Below are 17,474 nucleotides of genomic sequence, written 5' to 3' on the forward strand. Positions count from 1 at the left end.
TTGAGTAGATTAAGCAGCGGATGAAACTACAGAATTCTTTTCGCGACTATACGGCTGAGTCCGCGCTGTTTGTGCGCCGGGCGCTGGTCGCTTTTTTGGGGATTTTGCTGCTCACTGGCGTGCTAATTGCCAATCTTTATAATCTGCAAATCGTTCGTTTTACTGACTATCAGACCCGTTCGAACGAGAACCGCATCAAACTGGTGCCTATCGCCCCCAGCCGCGGCATCATATACGACCGCAACGGAATTCCTCTCGCCCTTAACCGCACTATTTATCAAATAGAGATGATGCCGGAGAAGGTCGACAATATTCAGGATACCCTCGACGCGCTACGCAACGTCGTGGATCTGACCGATGACGACATCGCAGCCTTTAAAAAAGAGCGCGCCCGCTCGCACCGCTTCACCTCGATCCCGGTAAAAACCAATCTGACTGAAGTTCAGGTCGCACGCTTTGCCGTGAATCAGTATCGTTTCCCCGGCGTCGAGGTCAAAGGCTATAAACGCCGCTATTATCCGTACGGCTCTGCACTGACCCATGTGATTGGCTACGTATCGAAAATCAACGATAAAGACGTTGAACGTCTGGATAAAGACGGCAAGTTGGCCAACTACGCAGCCACGCATGACATCGGCAAGCTGGGTATCGAACGCTATTACGAAGACGTACTTCATGGTCAAACCGGTTATGAAGAGCTTGAAGTCAATAACCGTGGCCGCGTCATTCGACAGCTCAAAGAAGTCGCCCCGCAGGCCGGGCACGATATCTATCTGACGCTTGATCTAAAACTCCAGCAATACATTGAAACGCTGCTGGCGGGTAGCCGTGCCGCCGTCGTGGTCACAGACCCACGTACCGGCGGTGTCCTGGCACTGGTCTCTATGCCGAGCTACGATCCGAACCTGTTCGTGGACGGCATCTCCAGCAAAGATTATTCCGGGTTGCTCAATGACCCCAACACCCCACTGGTTAACCGCGCCACGCAGGGCGTTTACCCTCCGGCGTCCACGGTTAAACCTTATGTTGCGGTCTCTGCGTTAAGCGCAGGCGTGATTACCCGCAATACCGGGCTATTCGATCCGGGCTGGTGGCAATTACCCGGTTCAGAGAAACGTTACCGTGACTGGAAAAAATGGGGTCACGGTCATCTGAACATCACCCGTTCTCTGGAAGAGTCCGCGGATACGTTTTTCTATCAAATCGCCTATGATATGGGGATTGACCGTCTTTCTGAGTGGATGAGCAAGTTTGGTTACGGCCATTATACCGGCATCGATCTCGCTGAAGAGCGCGCGGGTAACATGCCAACCCGCGAGTGGAAGCAAAAACGGTTTAAAAAGCCCTGGTACCAGGGTGATACAATCCCTGTCGGTATCGGTCAGGGCTACTGGACAGCAACACCTATCCAGATGAGTAAAGCGCTGATGATCCTCATCAACGACGGCATGGTGAAAGTCCCGCATCTGCTGATGAGCACAGCGGAAAACGGCAAGCAAGTGCCGTGGGTACAGCCACATGAGCCTCCTGTCGGTGACATTCATTCTGGCTACTGGGAAATTGCCAAAGACGGTATGTACGGTGTAGCGAATCGCCCTAATGGGACTGCGCACAAGTATTTTGCTGGCGCACCCTACAAAATTGCGGCGAAATCCGGTACCGCGCAGGTATTTGGCCTGAAAGCCAATGAAACCTATAACGCACATAAGATCGCCGAACGTTTACGCGACCACAAACTGATGACTGCATTCGCGCCCTATGACAAACCCGAGGTCGCTGTCGCGATGATCCTCGAAAACGGTGGGGCCGGTCCGGCGGTAGGTACACTCATGCGCCAGATCCTTGACCACATTATGTTGGGCGACAACAACACCAATCTGCCTGCTGAAAACCCGGCGGTTGCAGCAGGTGAGGACCAATAATCGTGACGGATAATCCGAACAAAAAGACATTCTGGGACAAAATTCATATCGATCCCACAATGTTGCTTATCTTGCTGGCTCTGCTGGTATACAGCTCGCTGGTCATCTGGAGCGCCAGCGGCCAGGATATTGGCATGATGGAACGCAAGGTCGGCCAGATCGCTATGGGGCTGGTCATCATGGTCGTGATGGCGCAAATTCCCCCCAGAGTCTATGAAGGCTGGGCGCCGTACCTCTATATCTTCTGTATCATCCTGTTGGTTGCTGTCGATGCCTTCGGCGCTATTTCCAAAGGCGCACAACGTTGGCTGGATTTGGGTATCGTGCGTTTTCAGCCCTCGGAAATTGCCAAGATAGCCGTCCCGCTGATGGTGGCGCGCTTTATCAACCGCGATGTCTGCCCACCGTCGCTGAAGAATACGGCTATCGCGCTGGTGCTCATTTTTATGCCCACGCTGCTGGTTGCCGCGCAGCCTGACCTTGGAACCTCAATCCTGGTCGCTCTTTCCGGCCTGTTTGTCCTGTTCCTCTCCGGGTTGAGCTGGCGTTTAATCGGCGTTGCTGTGGTTCTGGTGGCCGCATTTATTCCAATACTGTGGTTTTTCCTGATGCATGATTACCAGCGGCAACGCGTGATGATGCTTCTCGACCCGGAAACCGATCCGCTGGGCGCGGGCTATCACATTATTCAGTCTAAAATTGCTATTGGTTCAGGTGGGCTACGCGGCAAAGGCTGGTTGCATGGTACGCAGTCGCAGTTGGAGTTTTTGCCCGAACGTCATACTGACTTTATCTTTGCAGTACTGGCGGAAGAGCTGGGTCTGGTCGGGATTTTAATCCTGCTTGCCCTGTACATTTTGCTGATTATGCGCGGATTGTGGATCGCCGCCCACGCACAAACAACCTTTGGTCGCGTCATGGCCGGTGGTTTAATGTTGATATTATTCGTTTATGTCTTCGTAAATATTGGTATGGTGAGCGGTATTCTGCCTGTAGTTGGGGTTCCACTCCCACTGGTCAGTTACGGAGGCTCTGCACTGATCGTGCTGATGGCCGGGTTCGGGATTGTCATGTCGATCCACACCCATAGAAAAATGTTGTCGAAAAGCGTGTAAGGGGTACGCAATGCGTAAGCAGTGGATTGGAATCTGCATCGCAGCAGGAATGCTCGCGGCGTGTTCAAGTGATGATGGTCAGCAACAGGCTGCCGTCGCGCCGCAGCCTGCGGTGTGTAATGGTCCGATTGTTGAAATCAGCGGAGCCGATCCGCGCTTTGAACCCCTGAACCCGACGGCGAATCAGGACTATCAGCGTGACGGTAAGAGCTACAAGATAGTCCAGGATCCCTCCCGCTTTAGTCAGGCTGGACTGGCCGCCATTTACGATGCGGAGCCGGGAAGTAATTTGACCGCCTCTGGTGAAGCGTTCGACCCGATGCAGCTGACCGCTGCGCACCCAACGCTGCCCATCCCAAGCTATGCCAGAATTACTAACCTGGCAAACGGTCGAATGATCGTCGTACGCATTAACGATCGTGGCCCCTATGGCAACGATCGTGTCGTTTCGCTGTCGCGAGCAGCAGCCGATCGTCTGAATACCTCTAACAACACGAAAGTGCGTATTGATCCTATCATTGTCGCACAGGATGGCTCTCTGTCCGGCCCAGGTATGGCCTGTACAACAGTGGCCAAACAAACCTATGCCCTGCCCTCACGCCCTGACTTAAGCGGCGGCGGCAGCATGCCTGCTACACCGGATGCGGGTCAGCCGCAGGGTGATATCCGCCCGATCAGCAATTCCACGCTGAAAAGCGATGACCCTACCGGAGCACCAGTAAACAGCGGTGGTTTCCTCGGCGCACCGACCACGCTCGCTTCCGGCGTGCTTGAAGGTAGCGAACCGACGCCAGCGCCACAACCGGCCGCCCCTGTGGCTGTGCCAGCCACCACACCGACTGTCGCAGCAGCACCCGCCGCCGTTGCTACTCCGGCAACCGCAGCCAACGGTCGTTATGTCGTTCAGGTTGGTGCGGTAAGCGAGCAGGCGCGCGCGCAGCAGTATCAAAAGCGTTTAAGTCAGCAGTTTGGCGTTCCGGGCCGGGTCGTGCAAAACGGTGCCGTTTGGCGTATTCAGATGGGGCCATTCGCCAGCAAGGCTGAAGCCTCCACACTGCAACAGCGTCTTCAATCCGAGGCGCAATTACAGTCCTTCATCACCGGCGTGTAATAACGTAAATCAGGCATCTGAGTTGTCAATTTCTGTAAACGACATTAACAAAGTCACGCGGAAAGTCAGATGCCTGTGAGTTATGCATTTGCTATAGTAGGGCACTTTTTTTAATTTCACCACGGACGTCGTAGTTCAGACCATGAAGACCACTTTTTCCGCTCGTTTCGTGCAGCGCATGGCGCTCACCGCGGCTCTCTGCGCAGCCTCTCTTTCTGCTGCCCATGCAGATGACCTGAATATTAAAACCATGATCCCGGGTGTTCCGCAGATCGATGCGGAGTCGTATATCCTGATTGACTACAATTCAGGCAAAGTTCTGGCAGAACAGAATGCGGACTCTCGCCGCGATCCCGCCAGCCTGACCAAAATGATGACCAGCTACGTCATCGGACAGGCAATGAAAGCCGGGAAATTCAAAGAAACCGATTTGGTCACCGTCGGCAACGACGCCTGGGCTACGGGCAACCCTGTCTTTAAAGGTTCATCCCTGATGTTCCTCAAGCCGGGCATGCAGGTGCCAGTATCGCAGCTAATCCGTGGTATCAACCTGCAATCCGGTAACGATGCTTGCGTGGCAATGGCAGACTTTTCTGCCGGAAGTCAGGACGCTTTCGTCGGCCTGATGAACAGCTATGTTAATGCGCTGGGGCTGAAAAACACCCACTTCCAGACCGTACATGGCCTGGATGCAGAAGGCCAGTACAGCTCAGCTCGCGATATGGCGCTGATTGGTCAGGCGCTGATCCGCGATGTACCCAACGAGTACTCTATCTATAAAGAAAAAGAGTTCACCTTTAACGGTATCCGCCAGCTCAACCGTAACGGTCTGCTGTGGGATAACAGCCTGAATGTTGACGGTATCAAAACCGGCCATACTGACAAAGCGGGTTATAACCTTGTGGCCTCCGCGACCGAAGGTCAGATGCGTCTGATCTCCGCCGTGATGGGCGGTCGCACCTATAAAGGTCGTGAAACCGAAAGTAAAAAGCTGCTGACCTGGGGCTTCCGTTTCTTTGAAACCGTGAATCCGCTGAAAGTCGGCAAAGAGTTTGCCTCAGAGCCCGCCTGGTTTGGTAATACCGATCGTGCGTCATTAGGTGTCGATAAAGATGTCTACCTGACGATTCCACGCGGCCGCATGAAAGATCTGAAAGCCAGCTATGTTCTGAACACGACGGAACTGCATGCTCCGCTGCAGAAAAACCAGGTTGTCGGCACCATCAACTTCCAGCTTGATGGCAAAACCATTGAGCAGCGTCCGCTGGTGGTTCTGCAGGAAATCCCGGAAGGCAACTTCTTTGGTAAAATCATTGATTACATTAAATTAATGTTCCATCACTGGTTTGGCTAAAAATCGAACACTTGAAAGTGTGATTTACGTCCCCATATACTAAGTATCCAGATAACTCCCACGCTCTGTGGGAGTTATTATTTTTTGATGTAACGCCGGAGCTGACATGAAAACCAAACTTAACGAACTGCTTGAATTCCCTACTCCATTTACTTACAAAGTAATGGGGCAGGCGTTGCCTGAGCTGGTTGATCAGGTGGTTGAAGTGGTACAGCGCCATGCGCCAGGTGATTACTCCCCAACGGTAAAACCGAGCAGCAAAGGCAACTACCACTCGGTCTCAATCACTATTAATGCGACACACATTGAGCAGGTTGAAACGCTGTACGAAGAATTAGGTAATATCGACATCGTACGTATGGTGCTGTAAAAACCTGTCGGTTACCCGCTGCATCCCCGCTCGGGTAACCCCACCCTCCTGTGATATACTTTTCCCCTCTTTAACATTCTCTACTCTGTGTGAGTATCTACGGAGATGCCGTTTTGTATCAGGATAAAATTCTGGTCCGCCAGCTCGGTCTTCTGCCCTACGAGCCAGTCTCTCAGGCCATGCACGAATTCACCGATACCCGTGATGAAAACAGTCATGATGAAATCTGGCTGGTAGAGCATTATCCTGTCTTTACCCAGGGTCAGGCCGGTAAAGCAGAGCACGTACTGATGCCCGGTGATATTCCCGTTATCCAGAGCGATCGGGGCGGTCAGGTGACATACCACGGACCCGGTCAGCAGGTTATGTATGTTCTGTTGAACCTCAAACGCCGCAAACTGGGCGTGCGTGAACTGGTCACACTGCTGGAACAAACCGTGGTGAATACGCTTGCGGAGATAGGTATTGACGCCCATCCGCGTGCTGATGCGCCGGGGGTCTATGTCGGCGAAAAGAAAATCTGCTCGTTAGGGTTACGTATCCGGAGAGGCTGCTCGTTTCACGGCTTAGCGCTCAACGTAGATATGGACCTGTCACCTTTCCTGCGCATCAACCCCTGTGGCTATGCCGGAATGGAAATGGCAAAAGTCTCGCAGTGGGACAGTACGGCAACAACCGAGAGCGTGCGTCCTCGTCTACTGGCTAACATTTTAGCGCTGTTGGGCAACCCCCCCCACGAGTACATCGCAGACTGAGAAAACAGGTTATCGTTTGCCGCAGCATATGTTGTGGCAAATGGCACAAAACAACAACTATTTTACATTTTGCCAGCCTGTCAGGCTGCTTTCTGGCCCGTTTCAATGATATACTGCGTATCACTAATTCAAAAATAGTTGATAAATGCAACATTCCCTTGAATTGAAACGCTTTCCTTCGTAATTCGCAACTGGAACACGCAAGCTATGAGTAAACCCATTGTGATGGAACGCGGTGTTAAATACCGCGATGCCGATAAGATGGCTCTTATCCCGGTAAAAAATGTAGCAACAGAGCGCGAAGCCCTGCTGCGTAAACCGGAATGGATGAAAATAAAACTGCCAGCGGACTCCACTCGCATCCAGGGTATCAAAGCAGCGATGCGCAAAAATGGCCTGCACTCTGTCTGCGAAGAAGCGTCCTGCCCTAACCTGGCTGAATGTTTCAATCACGGCACTGCAACCTTTATGATCCTCGGCGCAATCTGTACCCGCCGTTGCCCATTCTGCGACGTTGCCCATGGCCGTCCGGTTGCTCCTGATGCTAACGAGCCGTTAAAACTGGCTCAGACGATTGCAGACATGGCGCTGCGCTATGTGGTCATTACCTCCGTTGACCGCGACGATCTGCGCGATGGCGGCGCCCAGCACTTTGCTGACTGCATCACCGCTATTCGTGAGAAAAGCCCGTCGATTAAAATCGAAACGCTGGTACCTGACTTCCGTGGTCGTATGGATCGTGCGCTGGATATCCTCACGGCCACCCCGCCAGACGTGTTTAACCATAACCTCGAGAACGTTCCGCGTATATATCGCAACGTACGCCCTGGGGCTGATTACAACTGGTCACTGAAGCTTCTGGAACGTTTCAAGGAAGCGCACCCTGAGATCCCAACCAAATCCGGTCTGATGGTGGGTCTGGGTGAAACCAATGCTGAAATCATTGAGGTTATGCGCGATCTGCGCAGCCATGGCGTGACCATGCTGACGCTGGGTCAGTATCTACAGCCAAGCCGCCATCACCTGCCGGTTCAGCGCTATGTAAGCCCGGACGAGTTTGATGAGATGAAGGCTGAAGCCATGGCAATGGGCTTTACCCATGCAGCCTGCGGCCCATTTGTTCGTTCTTCTTACCATGCGGACATGCAGGCGAAAGGGCTGGAAGTGAAGTGATCGTGTAATACTCACTTACATTTCAGCAATAAAAAAACCGGCAATTGCCGGTTTTTTTTCATGCAGAGTATGCAGTATGAGCATCGTGCTCCTGACATTACTCTTTATGGGAAAGCTTCTCCGTCTGAACGCTACCGTCAGCATCTTTCTTAGCATCGGCATTATCATCGTTCATCGCTTTCTTGAAGCCTTTAATTGCCGTTCCCAGGTCTCCACCCAGCGTACGTAACTTCTTGGTACCAAACAGCAGAACGACCAGTGCGGCAACCACCAGCAGTTTGGTAATACTAATCTCACCCATAGATACCTTCTTAACTTAAACCAGGCTGCATAAAGCGCCATATTAACCTGAGAATATTAACGGCCTTTCGACGCGCGCACACAATAGCAATCTGTAACAAGGTGAATCAAGCCTTGTTTAAAAAAACGTCATAATAATTGCGGTGGCGCAAAGCGGCGGTTACGTAACACAGGAAGTTGCGCCCTGACCTGCCTCACCCGCTCAGCAGAAACCTCCGTCATTATCAGCGCGGGCGTTTCCGCCGCAGCGGCAATCGTCACGCCAAACGGATCGATAACCCGGCTCTGACCGATATTCTTGTTACCACACTCCCCCGCAGCAATCACATAACAGGTTGCATCCAGGGCTCTTGCCGCCAGCAGCGTTGTCCAATGATGCTCTTTTAGCGAACCACGAACCCAGGCAGCCGGTAAGACCAGGATTTCAGCCCCCTGTAACGCGAGCGCCAATGCCAGCTCAGGAAAGCGCAGATCATAGCAGGTCATTAACCCTACCTTTAATCCGTCTACGTCCAGCAATGGCGCTATGGCGTCCCCTGCATCGACATTCCGCGACTCCTGAATCGAAAAGGCATCATAGAGATGTAATTTTGCGTAGTGGGCAACAACCCGGCCTCCCCGTAGCGCAATCAGCATGTTCAACGCCCGGCCAGGTACAGAGGGAACATGAATCGTCAGGATCGTCGTCATCTCGTTTTGCGCGCTCTCTCGCTGTAGCCGGGTCAGAAAACCGCCCTCCAGTAGCTGAGCTGACTTCACCGATAGATCGGGGTCGAGATCGTCACGGGCCAACAGCGCTTCCGGCAATACCAACAGCGATGCTCCCTCTCCTGCGGCCTGAGACATCAACTGGACACACGTTTCCGCATTTTTTTCCCACGAGGGACCCACGGCAAATTGCCCTGCTGCAACAAACATATTCCCTCCAGAAAAATCGGTTAAGCTCGCCAACAACAATTATTCAGCGTTACACTCACGCTATATACAATCAAATAGCAGGATTACACAGTGTTACAACTCCTTTTAGCAGTTTTTATCGGTGGCGGTACAGGAAGCGTAGCAAGATGGATGTTAAGCATGCGGTTCAATCCGCTGCATCAGGCCATCCCATTCGGTACGCTGGCAGCAAATCTGATTGGCGCGTTTATTATTGGCATGGGGCTGGCGTGGTTTAACCGCATGACAAACATTGATCCAATGTGGAAAGTGCTCATTACCACCGGTTTCTGCGGGGGGCTGACGACGTTTTCAACCTTCTCGGCAGAAGTGGTGTTTTTGCTACAAGAAGGACGCTTTGGTTGGGCAATGGTGAATGTGCTGGTTAACCTGTTAGGGTCATTTGCGATGACGGCTCTGGCATTCTGGCTGGTTTCAGCCTCTCCTGCACACTAGGCGAAAAAAAACCCGCAATTAAGCGGGTTTTGAATTCTTGCTGTCGTATGCTTACAGAGCGATTACGTTTGCAGCAGAAGGGCCTTTGGCACCGTTAGTGATTTCGAACTCTACGCGCTGACCTTCAGCCAGAGTTTTAAAACCATTGGTCTGGATTGCAGAGAAGTGTACGAACACGTCTTTGCTGCCATCTTCCGGAGTAATGAAACCGAATCCTTTGGACTCATTAAACCACTTAACGTTACCTTTAATCTTAGACATCAAAATTACCTTTACATGAAAAATAGACACAAATGCTGTGTCGGGTATCAGTACAACAATTGTGGTGCACTTTGTCCAGTCGAACTTTGTCAAAAAGTGATAAATGTCGCGTTATTTTTCAGTCAAACAACATATCCACCTGTTTTTAAACAAGTTTATAATAATCCACCTGACAATACAGGTAGTCTGTCAAAACTGGAAACGCATCCAGGCAAAGTAGACATTTCCGTTGTTATACGTACCCGGAATGTAGGTCATCTGGAATGTCGCCGGGCCATAGCCTATCGAGGCCAACGGCAGGATCAATGGCACGGGAATATAGTTCCAGTTATCGCGCGCGGTGAAACCGGCGGTAAAACCGAGACCTGTATGGAAGTTTTCATCGGCCAGCGGCCGCCAGGTTTTTTCCCAGCCATAGCCGCCGATCGGTTCCCATTTATTGTAGGAATCCTTAAAGGCCATTATATAGAGCCCGTGCCAGTTACCTTTATCATCCCAACGGGATTGGCCAAATCCAGCCCCCCAGGGGCGTTCATTGTAGCGATCCGTTTTGTCTTTATCGTAGGCAAAACGCGCATGCCAGGTAATGGCCGGCACATACAGATCATAATGTTCGGGCTGCTGCCAGGTTTCACTGACATTATCTTTAAAGGTATCAAACCACCCTTTATCCTCAGTAAAACCCTGGGGAATAAAGGCTAACTGAATAAAAAGAAATGAAAAAATGAGAAAATAACGTTTAGCGACAATCACGACTTAATTACCATCCTGGGAGTTAGTATTAATTGTAGCAAACAAAACCTTAATGTTAGCTTAACAAAGAGGCGCTAATAAAAAATCAGAATATTCTCCACTTATAAATTCCAGATTATTATCATTATATTTATTATGGTTTTTATATATAACACGCGCTCTTATTTCTATTATCCAGCTTCCTTTACGCACAAACACCAAAATAAATCACAATTAATTAACATCAATGCATCATCTCGAGGCAAAACAACACATAAAACCAGAGTGGTTCACAGTTTTTGATTGCGGTACGCCCTTCTCATCCGCTATGTTGAAAAAACGCCTGCGCCATCGGTTGAATCCGTATTTTTATTGATTTTAATCAGCAAGGAGCCGGTGTTTATTAGGCACATTCTCACACCGCTTTATGCTTTTTTTAGTTTTTTTACTTTCTGGGCGTCAATATGACAGGGGAAACAATGTTGACATTTATAGAACTCCTTATTGGAGTCGTTGTTATTGTGGGTGTAGCTCGCTACATCATTAAAGGTTATTCCGCGACCGGCGTATTGTTTGTCGGGGGGCTGGTTTTATTGATTATCAGCGCCCTGATGGGACATAAAGTTCTGCCCGGCAGTGCCGAAAGTACCGGTTACACCGCGACAGATATTGTTGAATATATTAAAATTTTGCTGATGAGCCGCGGCGGCGACCTTGGCATGATGATTATGATGTTGTGTGGTTTTGCCGCCTACATGACGCATATCGGCGCGAACGATATGGTCGTTAAGCTGGCCTCCAAACCCCTGCAATATATCAACTCGCCTTACATGCTCATGATTGCCGCCTATTTTGTTGCCTGCCTGATGTCACTGGCCGTCTCTTCGGCAACCGGGCTGGGCGTGCTGTTGATGGCGACACTCTTTCCGGTCATGGTTAACGTTGGGATCAGTCGTGGTGCTGCGGCGGCCATTTGCGCCTCCCCTGCCGCCATCATTCTTTCTCCAACTTCCGGGGATGTCGTGCTGGCTGCAAAAGCAGCGGAAATGCCACTGATCGACTTCGCGTTTAAAACCACGCTGCCGATTTCCATTGCTGCCATTATTGGTATGGCGATTGCCCATTACTTCTGGCAGCGCTATCTGGATAAAAAAGAGAACATCTCTCACGAAATGTTAGATGTGGCAGAAATCACCACCACAGCCCCTTCGTTTTATGCCATCCTGCCGTTTACCCCGATCGTCGGCGTACTGATTTTTGATGGTAAATGGGGCCCGCAACTGCACATCATCACGATTCTGGTGCTGTGCATGCTTATTGCCGCAGTGCTGGAGTTCATCCGCGGGTTCAATACCCAGAAGGTTTTCTCAGGTCTGGAAGTGGCCTACCGCGGCATGGCAGATGCCTTTGCTAACGTCGTCATGCTGTTAGTTGCAGCCGGTGTATTTGCTCAGGGTCTGAGCACCATTGGCTTTATTCAGAGTCTGATCTCTATCGCCACCTCATTTGGTTCTGCAAGTATTATTCTGATGCTGGTCCTGGTGATTCTGACCATGCTGGCCGCAATGACCACGGGCTCCGGTAACGCACCTTTCTACGCCTTCGTTGAGATGATCCCAAAACTGGCGCACTCTTCCGGGATCAACCCTGCCTACCTTTCGATCCCAATGCTGCAGGCGTCAAACCTCGGACGCACAATCTCCCCAGTATCCGGTGTGGTTGTGGCTGTCGCAGGGATGGCGAAGATTTCACCGTTTGAAGTCGTAAAACGGACGTCTGTTCCGGTGATGGTCGGACTGCTGATTGTGATTATCGCCACGGAAGTGATGGTACCGGCAACGTCTGCCCTGATTGGCGGTTAACGATACCTGTCAATACCTGACCTTAATACACAAAATCATTTATGCTGCATCGCGGCGGCAAGTGAAGACATCCCCAGGAGCATAGATAACTATGTGACTGGGGTTTCTGCACGCAGCCAACAAAGAGGCAGCTTAAAGGATGACGTGTATTAGCCGCCGTGGTAAATACGCTGCGGTCTACCTACCTTCCCGTGAATAATCTCCGCAATGATCAAATGGCGGCTGGCACAGTACTCCAGGTAGCGTCTGGATGTTGTACGGCTGATGGTAAGCGCCTGGGCGATCGTTTCCGCAGTATGATGCACCGTCGGGTCAGCAAACAACTTCAGTACCGCATTCAGCGTTAGCGCGTCGATCCCCGTCGGCAAATCCCCTTTCGGCTCACCGCGCGCATAGGCATTAAACATTTCATCGATCTGTTTTTGGCTGGCACTGTCATTACCGGCCAACATTCTTCTGCGTTGCTGATACCGGGTAAGCGTCTGCCCCAGTCGCTCGTAGGCTATGGGTTTAACCAGATAATCAAAAGCCCCGCTGCGTACGGCTTCTGAGACCGTATCCATATCACTGGCTGCCGTGGTAAACACCACGCCGCCAGGGTAGCGTGCCTGAGTCAGCTCGTGTAACAGCGTTATGCCCTTGCCATCCGGCAAGTAGTTATCAAGAAGAATCAAACCGGGCTTAAAACGCTCAATCATCATTCTTGCCTGCGCAAGATTACCCGCCAGCCATATCTGGCTGAAACCGGGTATATGGCGGATATATTCAGCATGCATTTCCGCCAGTAGCGTTTCATCCTCAACGATCAACAGCGTTAATGGTTCCGTCATTGTTTTTTTTCACTTTCGGAAGAAATAAAGAAAATAAGGTACCGCAGGGGGAGTTATCTTCGAGCGTAATAACCCCATTACAGCGCCTCACATAACTTGCAATCAGATACAAACCGATGCCATGTTCGCCTGGTTCATCAGTACGAGTGCTCACACCCTGTTCAAATATTTTTTCGCGCAATGCTTCCGGTACGCCACAACCTTGATCGGCGACTTCGATGATCACCTCATCGCCCTCATCGCTCAGATAGAGTTCAACGACCTTGTTACCCTGCTGGGTACGCAAACTGGCTTCAAACGCATTATCAAGCAGATTGCCAACAATTGCTGCAAACTCTGTGCTATCCAACCCCTCAGGAAGTTTATGCAGTTGACTGCCAGGCACAATGGTCATTGTGAGACCCAGTTCCCGCGCACGCTGTACCTTGCCAAACAGCAGGCCTGCAACCTGACGATCGGCGAAAGCGCCACGCAGACTATCAATGAGTTGCTGCTGCGCCTGCGACTCTCCCTGAACCATGGCCAGCACCCGGTCATACTCTTTCATTTGTAGCAGACCATTGATGGTGGACATCCAGTTCAGGTGTTCATGACGTAGTGTTCTCAGGCTTTCTACATACTGTTTGATTTGTGTTAGCTGGGCATTCAGAGTCGCAATTTCATCTTTGCTACGAAAGCTGATGATAGCCCCGAGCAGTTCATCGCCTGAGCGGATAGCCTCGCGGTTGGCAATCACACTCAACCCATTGAAGTTAACCATCGCATCCTGGCGCTTTTCCGCAATCTGCTGGGTAAAAAAATCTGCTGGCTGAACGACATCCGCAATCGGCTTACCTAACCACTTACGTCCAGGCGACGAGAGCCCCAGCATTTTTCTCGCACTGCGGTTTATCGCCGTAATGCACCCGTCAGGATCAACAGCAATTAAGCCTTCGTACACTGAGCTAAACAGCGCTTCCTGCTGACGTACCACCCGTGCGATTTGTTTGGGCTCCATACCCAACATCTGGCGTCGGATATGGGCGGCAAAAAACCAGGAAAGTAACATAAGCACCAGTAACAACAGAATGAACACCCCTGCCATCGGAAGTAAGAAATCCGAGCGCCAGCTGTCGATTTTACTGATCAGGTAGCCAATTGAGACAACACCGATGATTTTACCATCATCATCAAAGATAGGGGTTTTGGCGCGCATCGCCATTCCGATAGACCCTTTACCGGTAATGAAATAGCTTTCCCCTTTCTCCAGTGCGCCGGGCTTGGTGAACTGCATGGGGTAGCCAATTTTATCCGGATTAGGGTGGTAAAGACGGATCGAGTGGGTATCACCGATAACCACATAGTCAAAGTCAGTCCCGCTCTGCAACTTATCCGCTATCGTTGCCAGACGCTCGTAATCACGGTGCTTTACGGCAGCAATAATGCTGTCGTTCGAGGCGATAATTTTCGCCTGATTCATTGCCATATCGCGAACATGCGTTGCCAGATAATCTTCAAAGCTGGCGGTAAAGTATTGTGCTAACGCCGCGATGATAAAAACAGAAACGACCAGAATGAGGAGAAAGATACGCAACGGAAACGCCAGGCTGCGAAAAAAAGGAAACCGTGTTTTATTTTTCTTTTCCGACATGTTTTTTCCTCACCGACGTTAACCGAAACTTATTTTTCGTTGTATTTGTAATAAAAATGTTTTATTTACAAGCCACGGCCTAAAATAGGATCGTTACAGATTCCCCACCTTAAATCAATTAAACAAATAAAAACCACACGCTATTTCCGGGTTAAATTAATTAAAAAACTTAAAACCATAAAACACATTAAAACCATCTAACTTATTGTGAAATAAATCAAAATTTACCGCCAAAATACTCCTTACGATGTATGCAGCAGGGAAAAAAAGAAATACTCCGTAATAAAAAAACATTCCCTTCAATTGCAAACAAAACGTTATCAGGTTGCTAAACAGAGCAACAAAAACAGAAACCCAGTAACAAATATACCATCGGGGCTCTATTTACTATGTTCGGTAATAATATATTCACGCAAGTTAAACGCTCAGAAAATAAAAAGATGGCGGTTATCGCTCAATTTCTGAAAGAGAACGATTTGAGCGTTGATACCACCGTCGAAGTATTTATCACCGTCACCCGTAACGACCGCCTGATCGCCTGTGGCGGTATCGCCGGCAATATCATTAAATGCGTCGCGATCTGTGAATCCGTGCGCGGTGAAGGCTTAGCGCTGACGCTGGCGACTGAGTTAATCAACCTCGCCTACGAGCGGCATTGCACCCATCTCTTCATCTATACCAAAACCGAGTATGAGTCACTGTTTAAGCAGTGCGGTTTTTCGACGCTGACCAGCGTGCCCGGCATTATGGTGTTGATGGAAAACAGCACCACTCGCCTGAAACGCTACGCGGAATCACTGGCGAAACAGCGCCGTGAAGGGAAAAAAATTGGCTGTATCGTGATGAACGCCAACCCCTTCACCAACGGGCACCGTTTTCTGATCCAACAAGCCGCCGCACAGTGCGACTGGCTGCATCTGTTTTTGGTGAAAGAAGATACCTCGCGTTTCCCGTATGAAGACCGACTGGACCTGGTACTCAAAGGGACAAAAGATATTCCACGTTTAACCGTACACCGCGGTTCGGAATACATCATTTCTCGCGCCACGTTCCCGTGCTACTTCATTAAAGAGCAGAGCGTTATTAACCACTGCTACACCGAAATAGACCTGAAAATTTTCCGTCAGTACCTGGCCCCGGCACTCGGCGTTACGCACCGTTTCGTCGGTACTGAGCCGTATTGCACCGTCACCTCCCAGTACAACAACGATATGCGCTACTGGCTGGAGACCCCAACACTTCCCGCCCCGCCGATTGAACTGGTGGAAATTGAGCGGCTGTGTTTCCAGGAGATGCCGATTTCCGCCTCCTGGGTACGCAAGCTGCTGGTTAAAAAAGATCTCACGGCTATCGCATCCCTGGTACCCGAAGCCACGCTGCACTACTTGCAAAGCATGGTTGAGCGAACCTCATCGGCTGCGACAGTCCGCCAAAATACCCCCGCATTAGCAACAGGTGAAAAATGAAAATAAACCAGGCAGCCGTCGCAGGCACTCTCGAGTCCGGTGATGTGATGATCCGCATCGCCCCGCTCGATACGCAGGATATTGACCTGCAGGTTAACAGTAGCGTCGAAAAGCAGTTCGGTGATGCCATCAGGGCCACCATTCTGGACGTTCTGTCCCGCTATAACGTCCGCGGCGTGCAATTAAATGTTGATGATAAAGGCGCACTGGACTGCATTTTACGTGCGCGACTGGAAGCATTACTGGCCCGCGCCAGCGGCATTCCGGCACTGCCATGGGAGGATTGCCAATGATTTCCGATTCTTTACAACAACGTAAATCCCGCACACGCCGCAGCATGTTGTTCGTACCAGGCGCTAACGCCGCGATGGTCAGCAACTCATTCATCTACCCGGCAGATGCGCTGATGTTCGACTTGGAAGACTCCGTCGCACTGCGTGAGAAAGACACTGCGCGCCGCATGGTGTATCACGCGCTGCAGCATCCGCTGTATCACGACGTTGAAACTATCGTGCGCGTTAACGCCCTCGACTCCGAATGGGGCATCAATGACCTCGAAGCCGTCGTACGCGGTGGCGCTGACATCGTGCGTTTACCCAAAACGGATACCGCCCAGGATGTCACCGATATCGAAAGCGAAATCCTGCGTATTGAAAACGCCTGTGGTCGTGAACCCGGCAGCACCGGTTTGTTGGCCGCTATCGAATCACCATTAGGTATTACCCGCGCAGTAGAAATTGCCCACGCTTCCGAGCGTCTAATCGGTATTGCGCTCGGCGCAGAAGACTACGTACGTAACCTGCGTACCGAACGCTCCCCGGAAGGCACCGAACTGCTGTTTGCACGGTGCTCAATTCTGCAGGCTGCGCGTTCTGCCGGCATTCAGGCGTTCGATACCGTCTATTCCGATGCCAATAACGAAGCGGGTTTCCTGCACGAAGCCGCACACATCAAGCAACTGGGTTTTGATGGTAAGTCGCTCATCAACCCGCGTCAGATTGAACTCCTGCACAACCTGTATGCCCCGACGCGCAAAGAGCTGGCTCACGCACGTCTGGTGGTAGAAGCCGCTGAAGCCGCCGCCCGTGAAGGCCGTGGCGTAGTTTCCCTGAACGGCAAGATGGTCGACAGCCCGGTTATCGAGCGCGCCCTTCTGGTTATCTCCCGTGCAGAACTTTCCGGCATTCGCGAAGAATAAGGC

18 protein-coding genes are annotated in these 17,474 nt (G+C 51.0%); 12 read left to right on the forward strand and 6 right to left on the reverse strand.

The annotated features are described in order from the left end of the window. Window positions 1-20 precede the first annotated feature (20 nt). From mrdA to lipA, 7 genes are all read left to right on the forward strand, one after another. Window positions 21-1,922: a peptidoglycan DD-transpeptidase MrdA gene (gene mrdA / locus FDX19_RS22835; RefSeq protein ID WP_137384511.1), complete on the forward strand. Its 1,902-nt coding sequence runs from the start codon at window positions 21-23 to the stop codon at window positions 1,920-1,922. Window positions 1,923-1,924: 2 nt separating this feature from the next. Continuing rightward, entirely contained in the window at window positions 1,925-3,037 is a 1,113-nt protein-coding gene (mrdB, locus tag FDX19_RS22840) for a peptidoglycan glycosyltransferase MrdB (protein ID WP_003022718.1), read from the forward strand. Between the two features lie 10 nt (window positions 3,038-3,047). Next, window positions 3,048-4,148 carry an endolytic peptidoglycan transglycosylase RlpA gene (gene rlpA / locus FDX19_RS22845; protein WP_137384512.1) on the forward strand — a complete coding sequence of 367 codons (1,101 nt, stop codon included), beginning with the start codon at window positions 3,048-3,050 and terminating at the stop codon, window positions 4,146-4,148. A 142-nt stretch (window positions 4,149-4,290) separates the two neighbouring features. After that, complete coding sequence (gene dacA / locus FDX19_RS22850) at window positions 4,291-5,502, forward strand: D-alanyl-D-alanine carboxypeptidase DacA (protein WP_137384513.1); 1,212 nt, start codon at window positions 4,291-4,293, stop codon at window positions 5,500-5,502. A 106-nt stretch (window positions 5,503-5,608) separates the two neighbouring features. Then, entirely contained in the window at window positions 5,609-5,872 is a 264-nt protein-coding gene (gene ybeD, locus FDX19_RS22855) for a DUF493 family protein YbeD (protein ID WP_000850547.1), read from the forward strand. A gap of 113 nt (window positions 5,873-5,985) precedes the next feature. Beyond that, window positions 5,986-6,627, forward strand: a complete 642-nt coding sequence (gene lipB / locus FDX19_RS22860) for a lipoyl(octanoyl) transferase LipB (RefSeq protein ID WP_137384514.1) — start codon at window positions 5,986-5,988, stop codon at window positions 6,625-6,627. A 207-nt stretch (window positions 6,628-6,834) separates the two neighbouring features. Continuing rightward, window positions 6,835-7,800, forward strand: a complete 966-nt coding sequence (lipA, locus tag FDX19_RS22865; protein ID WP_003022702.1) for a lipoyl synthase — start codon at window positions 6,835-6,837, stop codon at window positions 7,798-7,800. A 97-nt stretch (window positions 7,801-7,897) separates the two neighbouring features. Here lipA and tatE read toward each other — a convergent pair whose 3' ends face one another. Then, window positions 7,898-8,101 (reverse strand): twin-arginine translocase subunit TatE, encoded by a 204-nt coding sequence (gene tatE, locus FDX19_RS22870; RefSeq protein ID WP_048212302.1) that lies wholly within the window; start codon window positions 8,099-8,101, stop codon window positions 7,898-7,900. A gap of 128 nt (window positions 8,102-8,229) precedes the next feature. Then, window positions 8,230-9,018 carry a deaminated glutathione amidase gene (locus tag FDX19_RS22875; RefSeq protein ID WP_137384515.1) on the reverse strand — a complete coding sequence of 263 codons (789 nt, stop codon included), beginning with the start codon at window positions 9,016-9,018 and terminating at the stop codon, window positions 8,230-8,232. 90 nt (window positions 9,019-9,108) lie between these two features. Between FDX19_RS22875 and crcB the strand changes: the two genes are divergently transcribed. After that, on the forward strand, window positions 9,109-9,492 hold the full coding sequence (gene crcB / locus FDX19_RS22880) for a fluoride efflux transporter CrcB (RefSeq protein WP_043015566.1): 384 nt from the start codon (window positions 9,109-9,111) through the stop codon (window positions 9,490-9,492). 51 nt (window positions 9,493-9,543) lie between these two features. Here the strand turns inward: crcB and cspE are convergent, their stop codons facing one another. Next, a complete protein-coding gene (cspE, locus tag FDX19_RS22885) occupies window positions 9,544-9,753 on the reverse strand; it encodes a transcription antiterminator/RNA stability regulator CspE (RefSeq protein WP_000034825.1) in 210 nt (69 codons plus the stop codon). Between the two features lie 189 nt (window positions 9,754-9,942). Beyond that, window positions 9,943-10,506 carry a lipid IV(A) palmitoyltransferase PagP gene (gene pagP / locus FDX19_RS22890; RefSeq protein ID WP_137384516.1) on the reverse strand — a complete coding sequence of 188 codons (564 nt, stop codon included), beginning with the start codon at window positions 10,504-10,506 and terminating at the stop codon, window positions 9,943-9,945. A 458-nt stretch (window positions 10,507-10,964) separates the two neighbouring features. Between pagP and dcuC the strand changes: the two genes are divergently transcribed. Further along, window positions 10,965-12,347, forward strand: coding sequence for an anaerobic C4-dicarboxylate transporter DcuC (gene dcuC, locus FDX19_RS22895; protein WP_137384517.1), 1,383 nt, complete (start codon window positions 10,965-10,967; stop codon window positions 12,345-12,347). A gap of 149 nt (window positions 12,348-12,496) precedes the next feature. Here the strand turns inward: dcuC and dpiA are convergent, their stop codons facing one another. Both dpiA and dpiB read right to left on the reverse strand, forming a co-directional pair. After that, window positions 12,497-13,177: a two-component response regulator DpiA gene (gene dpiA / locus FDX19_RS22900; protein WP_005120841.1), complete on the reverse strand. Its 681-nt coding sequence runs from the start codon at window positions 13,175-13,177 to the stop codon at window positions 12,497-12,499. Then, complete coding sequence (gene dpiB / locus FDX19_RS22905) at window positions 13,146-14,807, reverse strand: sensor histidine kinase DpiB (protein ID WP_137384518.1); 1,662 nt, start codon at window positions 14,805-14,807, stop codon at window positions 13,146-13,148. The genes dpiA and dpiB overlap by 32 nt, the downstream gene beginning before the upstream one ends. 389 nt (window positions 14,808-15,196) lie before the next feature. Between dpiB and citC the strand changes: the two genes are divergently transcribed. The 3 genes from citC to FDX19_RS22920 are packed head-to-tail and all read left to right on the forward strand — an operon-like array spanning window position 15,197 to window position 17,471. After that, entirely contained in the window at window positions 15,197-16,273 is a 1,077-nt protein-coding gene (gene citC / locus FDX19_RS22910) for a [citrate (pro-3S)-lyase] ligase (protein ID WP_137384519.1), read from the forward strand. Beyond that, entirely contained in the window at window positions 16,270-16,566 is a 297-nt protein-coding gene (citD, locus tag FDX19_RS22915; RefSeq protein WP_005120843.1) for a citrate lyase acyl carrier protein, read from the forward strand. Before citC ends, citD begins: the two co-directional genes overlap by 4 nt. Further along, complete coding sequence (locus FDX19_RS22920; RefSeq protein ID WP_137384520.1) at window positions 16,563-17,471, forward strand: aldolase/citrate lyase family protein; 909 nt, start codon at window positions 16,563-16,565, stop codon at window positions 17,469-17,471. Before citD ends, FDX19_RS22920 begins: the two co-directional genes overlap by 4 nt. Window positions 17,472-17,474 lie beyond the last annotated feature (3 nt).

The organism is Citrobacter sp. wls619 (assembly GCF_005281345.1).
GTDB lineage: Bacteria > Pseudomonadota > Gammaproteobacteria > Enterobacterales > Enterobacteriaceae > Citrobacter.

Bases quoted from the DNA above. Each gene is read 5' to 3' on its own strand.
- tatE (WP_048212302.1), bottom strand. From the start codon at position 8,101: ATGGGTGAGATTAGTATTACCAAACTGCTGGTGGTTGCCGCACTGGTC.
- citC (WP_137384519.1), top strand. From the start codon at position 15,197: ATGTTCGGTAATAATATATTCACGCAAGTTAAACGCTCAGAAAATAAA.
- citD (WP_005120843.1), top strand. From the start codon at position 16,270: ATGAAAATAAACCAGGCAGCCGTCGCAGGCACTCTCGAGTCCGGTGAT.
- dcuC (WP_137384517.1), top strand. From the start codon at position 10,965: ATGTTGACATTTATAGAACTCCTTATTGGAGTCGTTGTTATTGTGGGT.
- lipA (WP_003022702.1), top strand. From the start codon at position 6,835: ATGAGTAAACCCATTGTGATGGAACGCGGTGTTAAATACCGCGATGCC.
- dpiA (WP_005120841.1), bottom strand. From the start codon at position 13,177: ATGACGGAACCATTAACGCTGTTGATCGTTGAGGATGAAACGCTACTG.
- dacA (WP_137384513.1), top strand. From the start codon at position 4,291: ATGAAGACCACTTTTTCCGCTCGTTTCGTGCAGCGCATGGCGCTCACC.
- FDX19_RS22920 (WP_137384520.1), top strand. From the start codon at position 16,563: ATGATTTCCGATTCTTTACAACAACGTAAATCCCGCACACGCCGCAGC.
- ybeD (WP_000850547.1), top strand. From the start codon at position 5,609: ATGAAAACCAAACTTAACGAACTGCTTGAATTCCCTACTCCATTTACT.
- FDX19_RS22875 (WP_137384515.1), bottom strand. From the start codon at position 9,018: ATGTTTGTTGCAGCAGGGCAATTTGCCGTGGGTCCCTCGTGGGAAAAA.
- dpiB (WP_137384518.1), bottom strand. From the start codon at position 14,807: ATGTCGGAAAAGAAAAATAAAACACGGTTTCCTTTTTTTCGCAGCCTG.
- rlpA (WP_137384512.1), top strand. From the start codon at position 3,048: ATGCGTAAGCAGTGGATTGGAATCTGCATCGCAGCAGGAATGCTCGCG.
- cspE (WP_000034825.1), bottom strand. From the start codon at position 9,753: ATGTCTAAGATTAAAGGTAACGTTAAGTGGTTTAATGAGTCCAAAGGA.
- mrdA (WP_137384511.1), top strand. From the start codon at position 21: ATGAAACTACAGAATTCTTTTCGCGACTATACGGCTGAGTCCGCGCTG.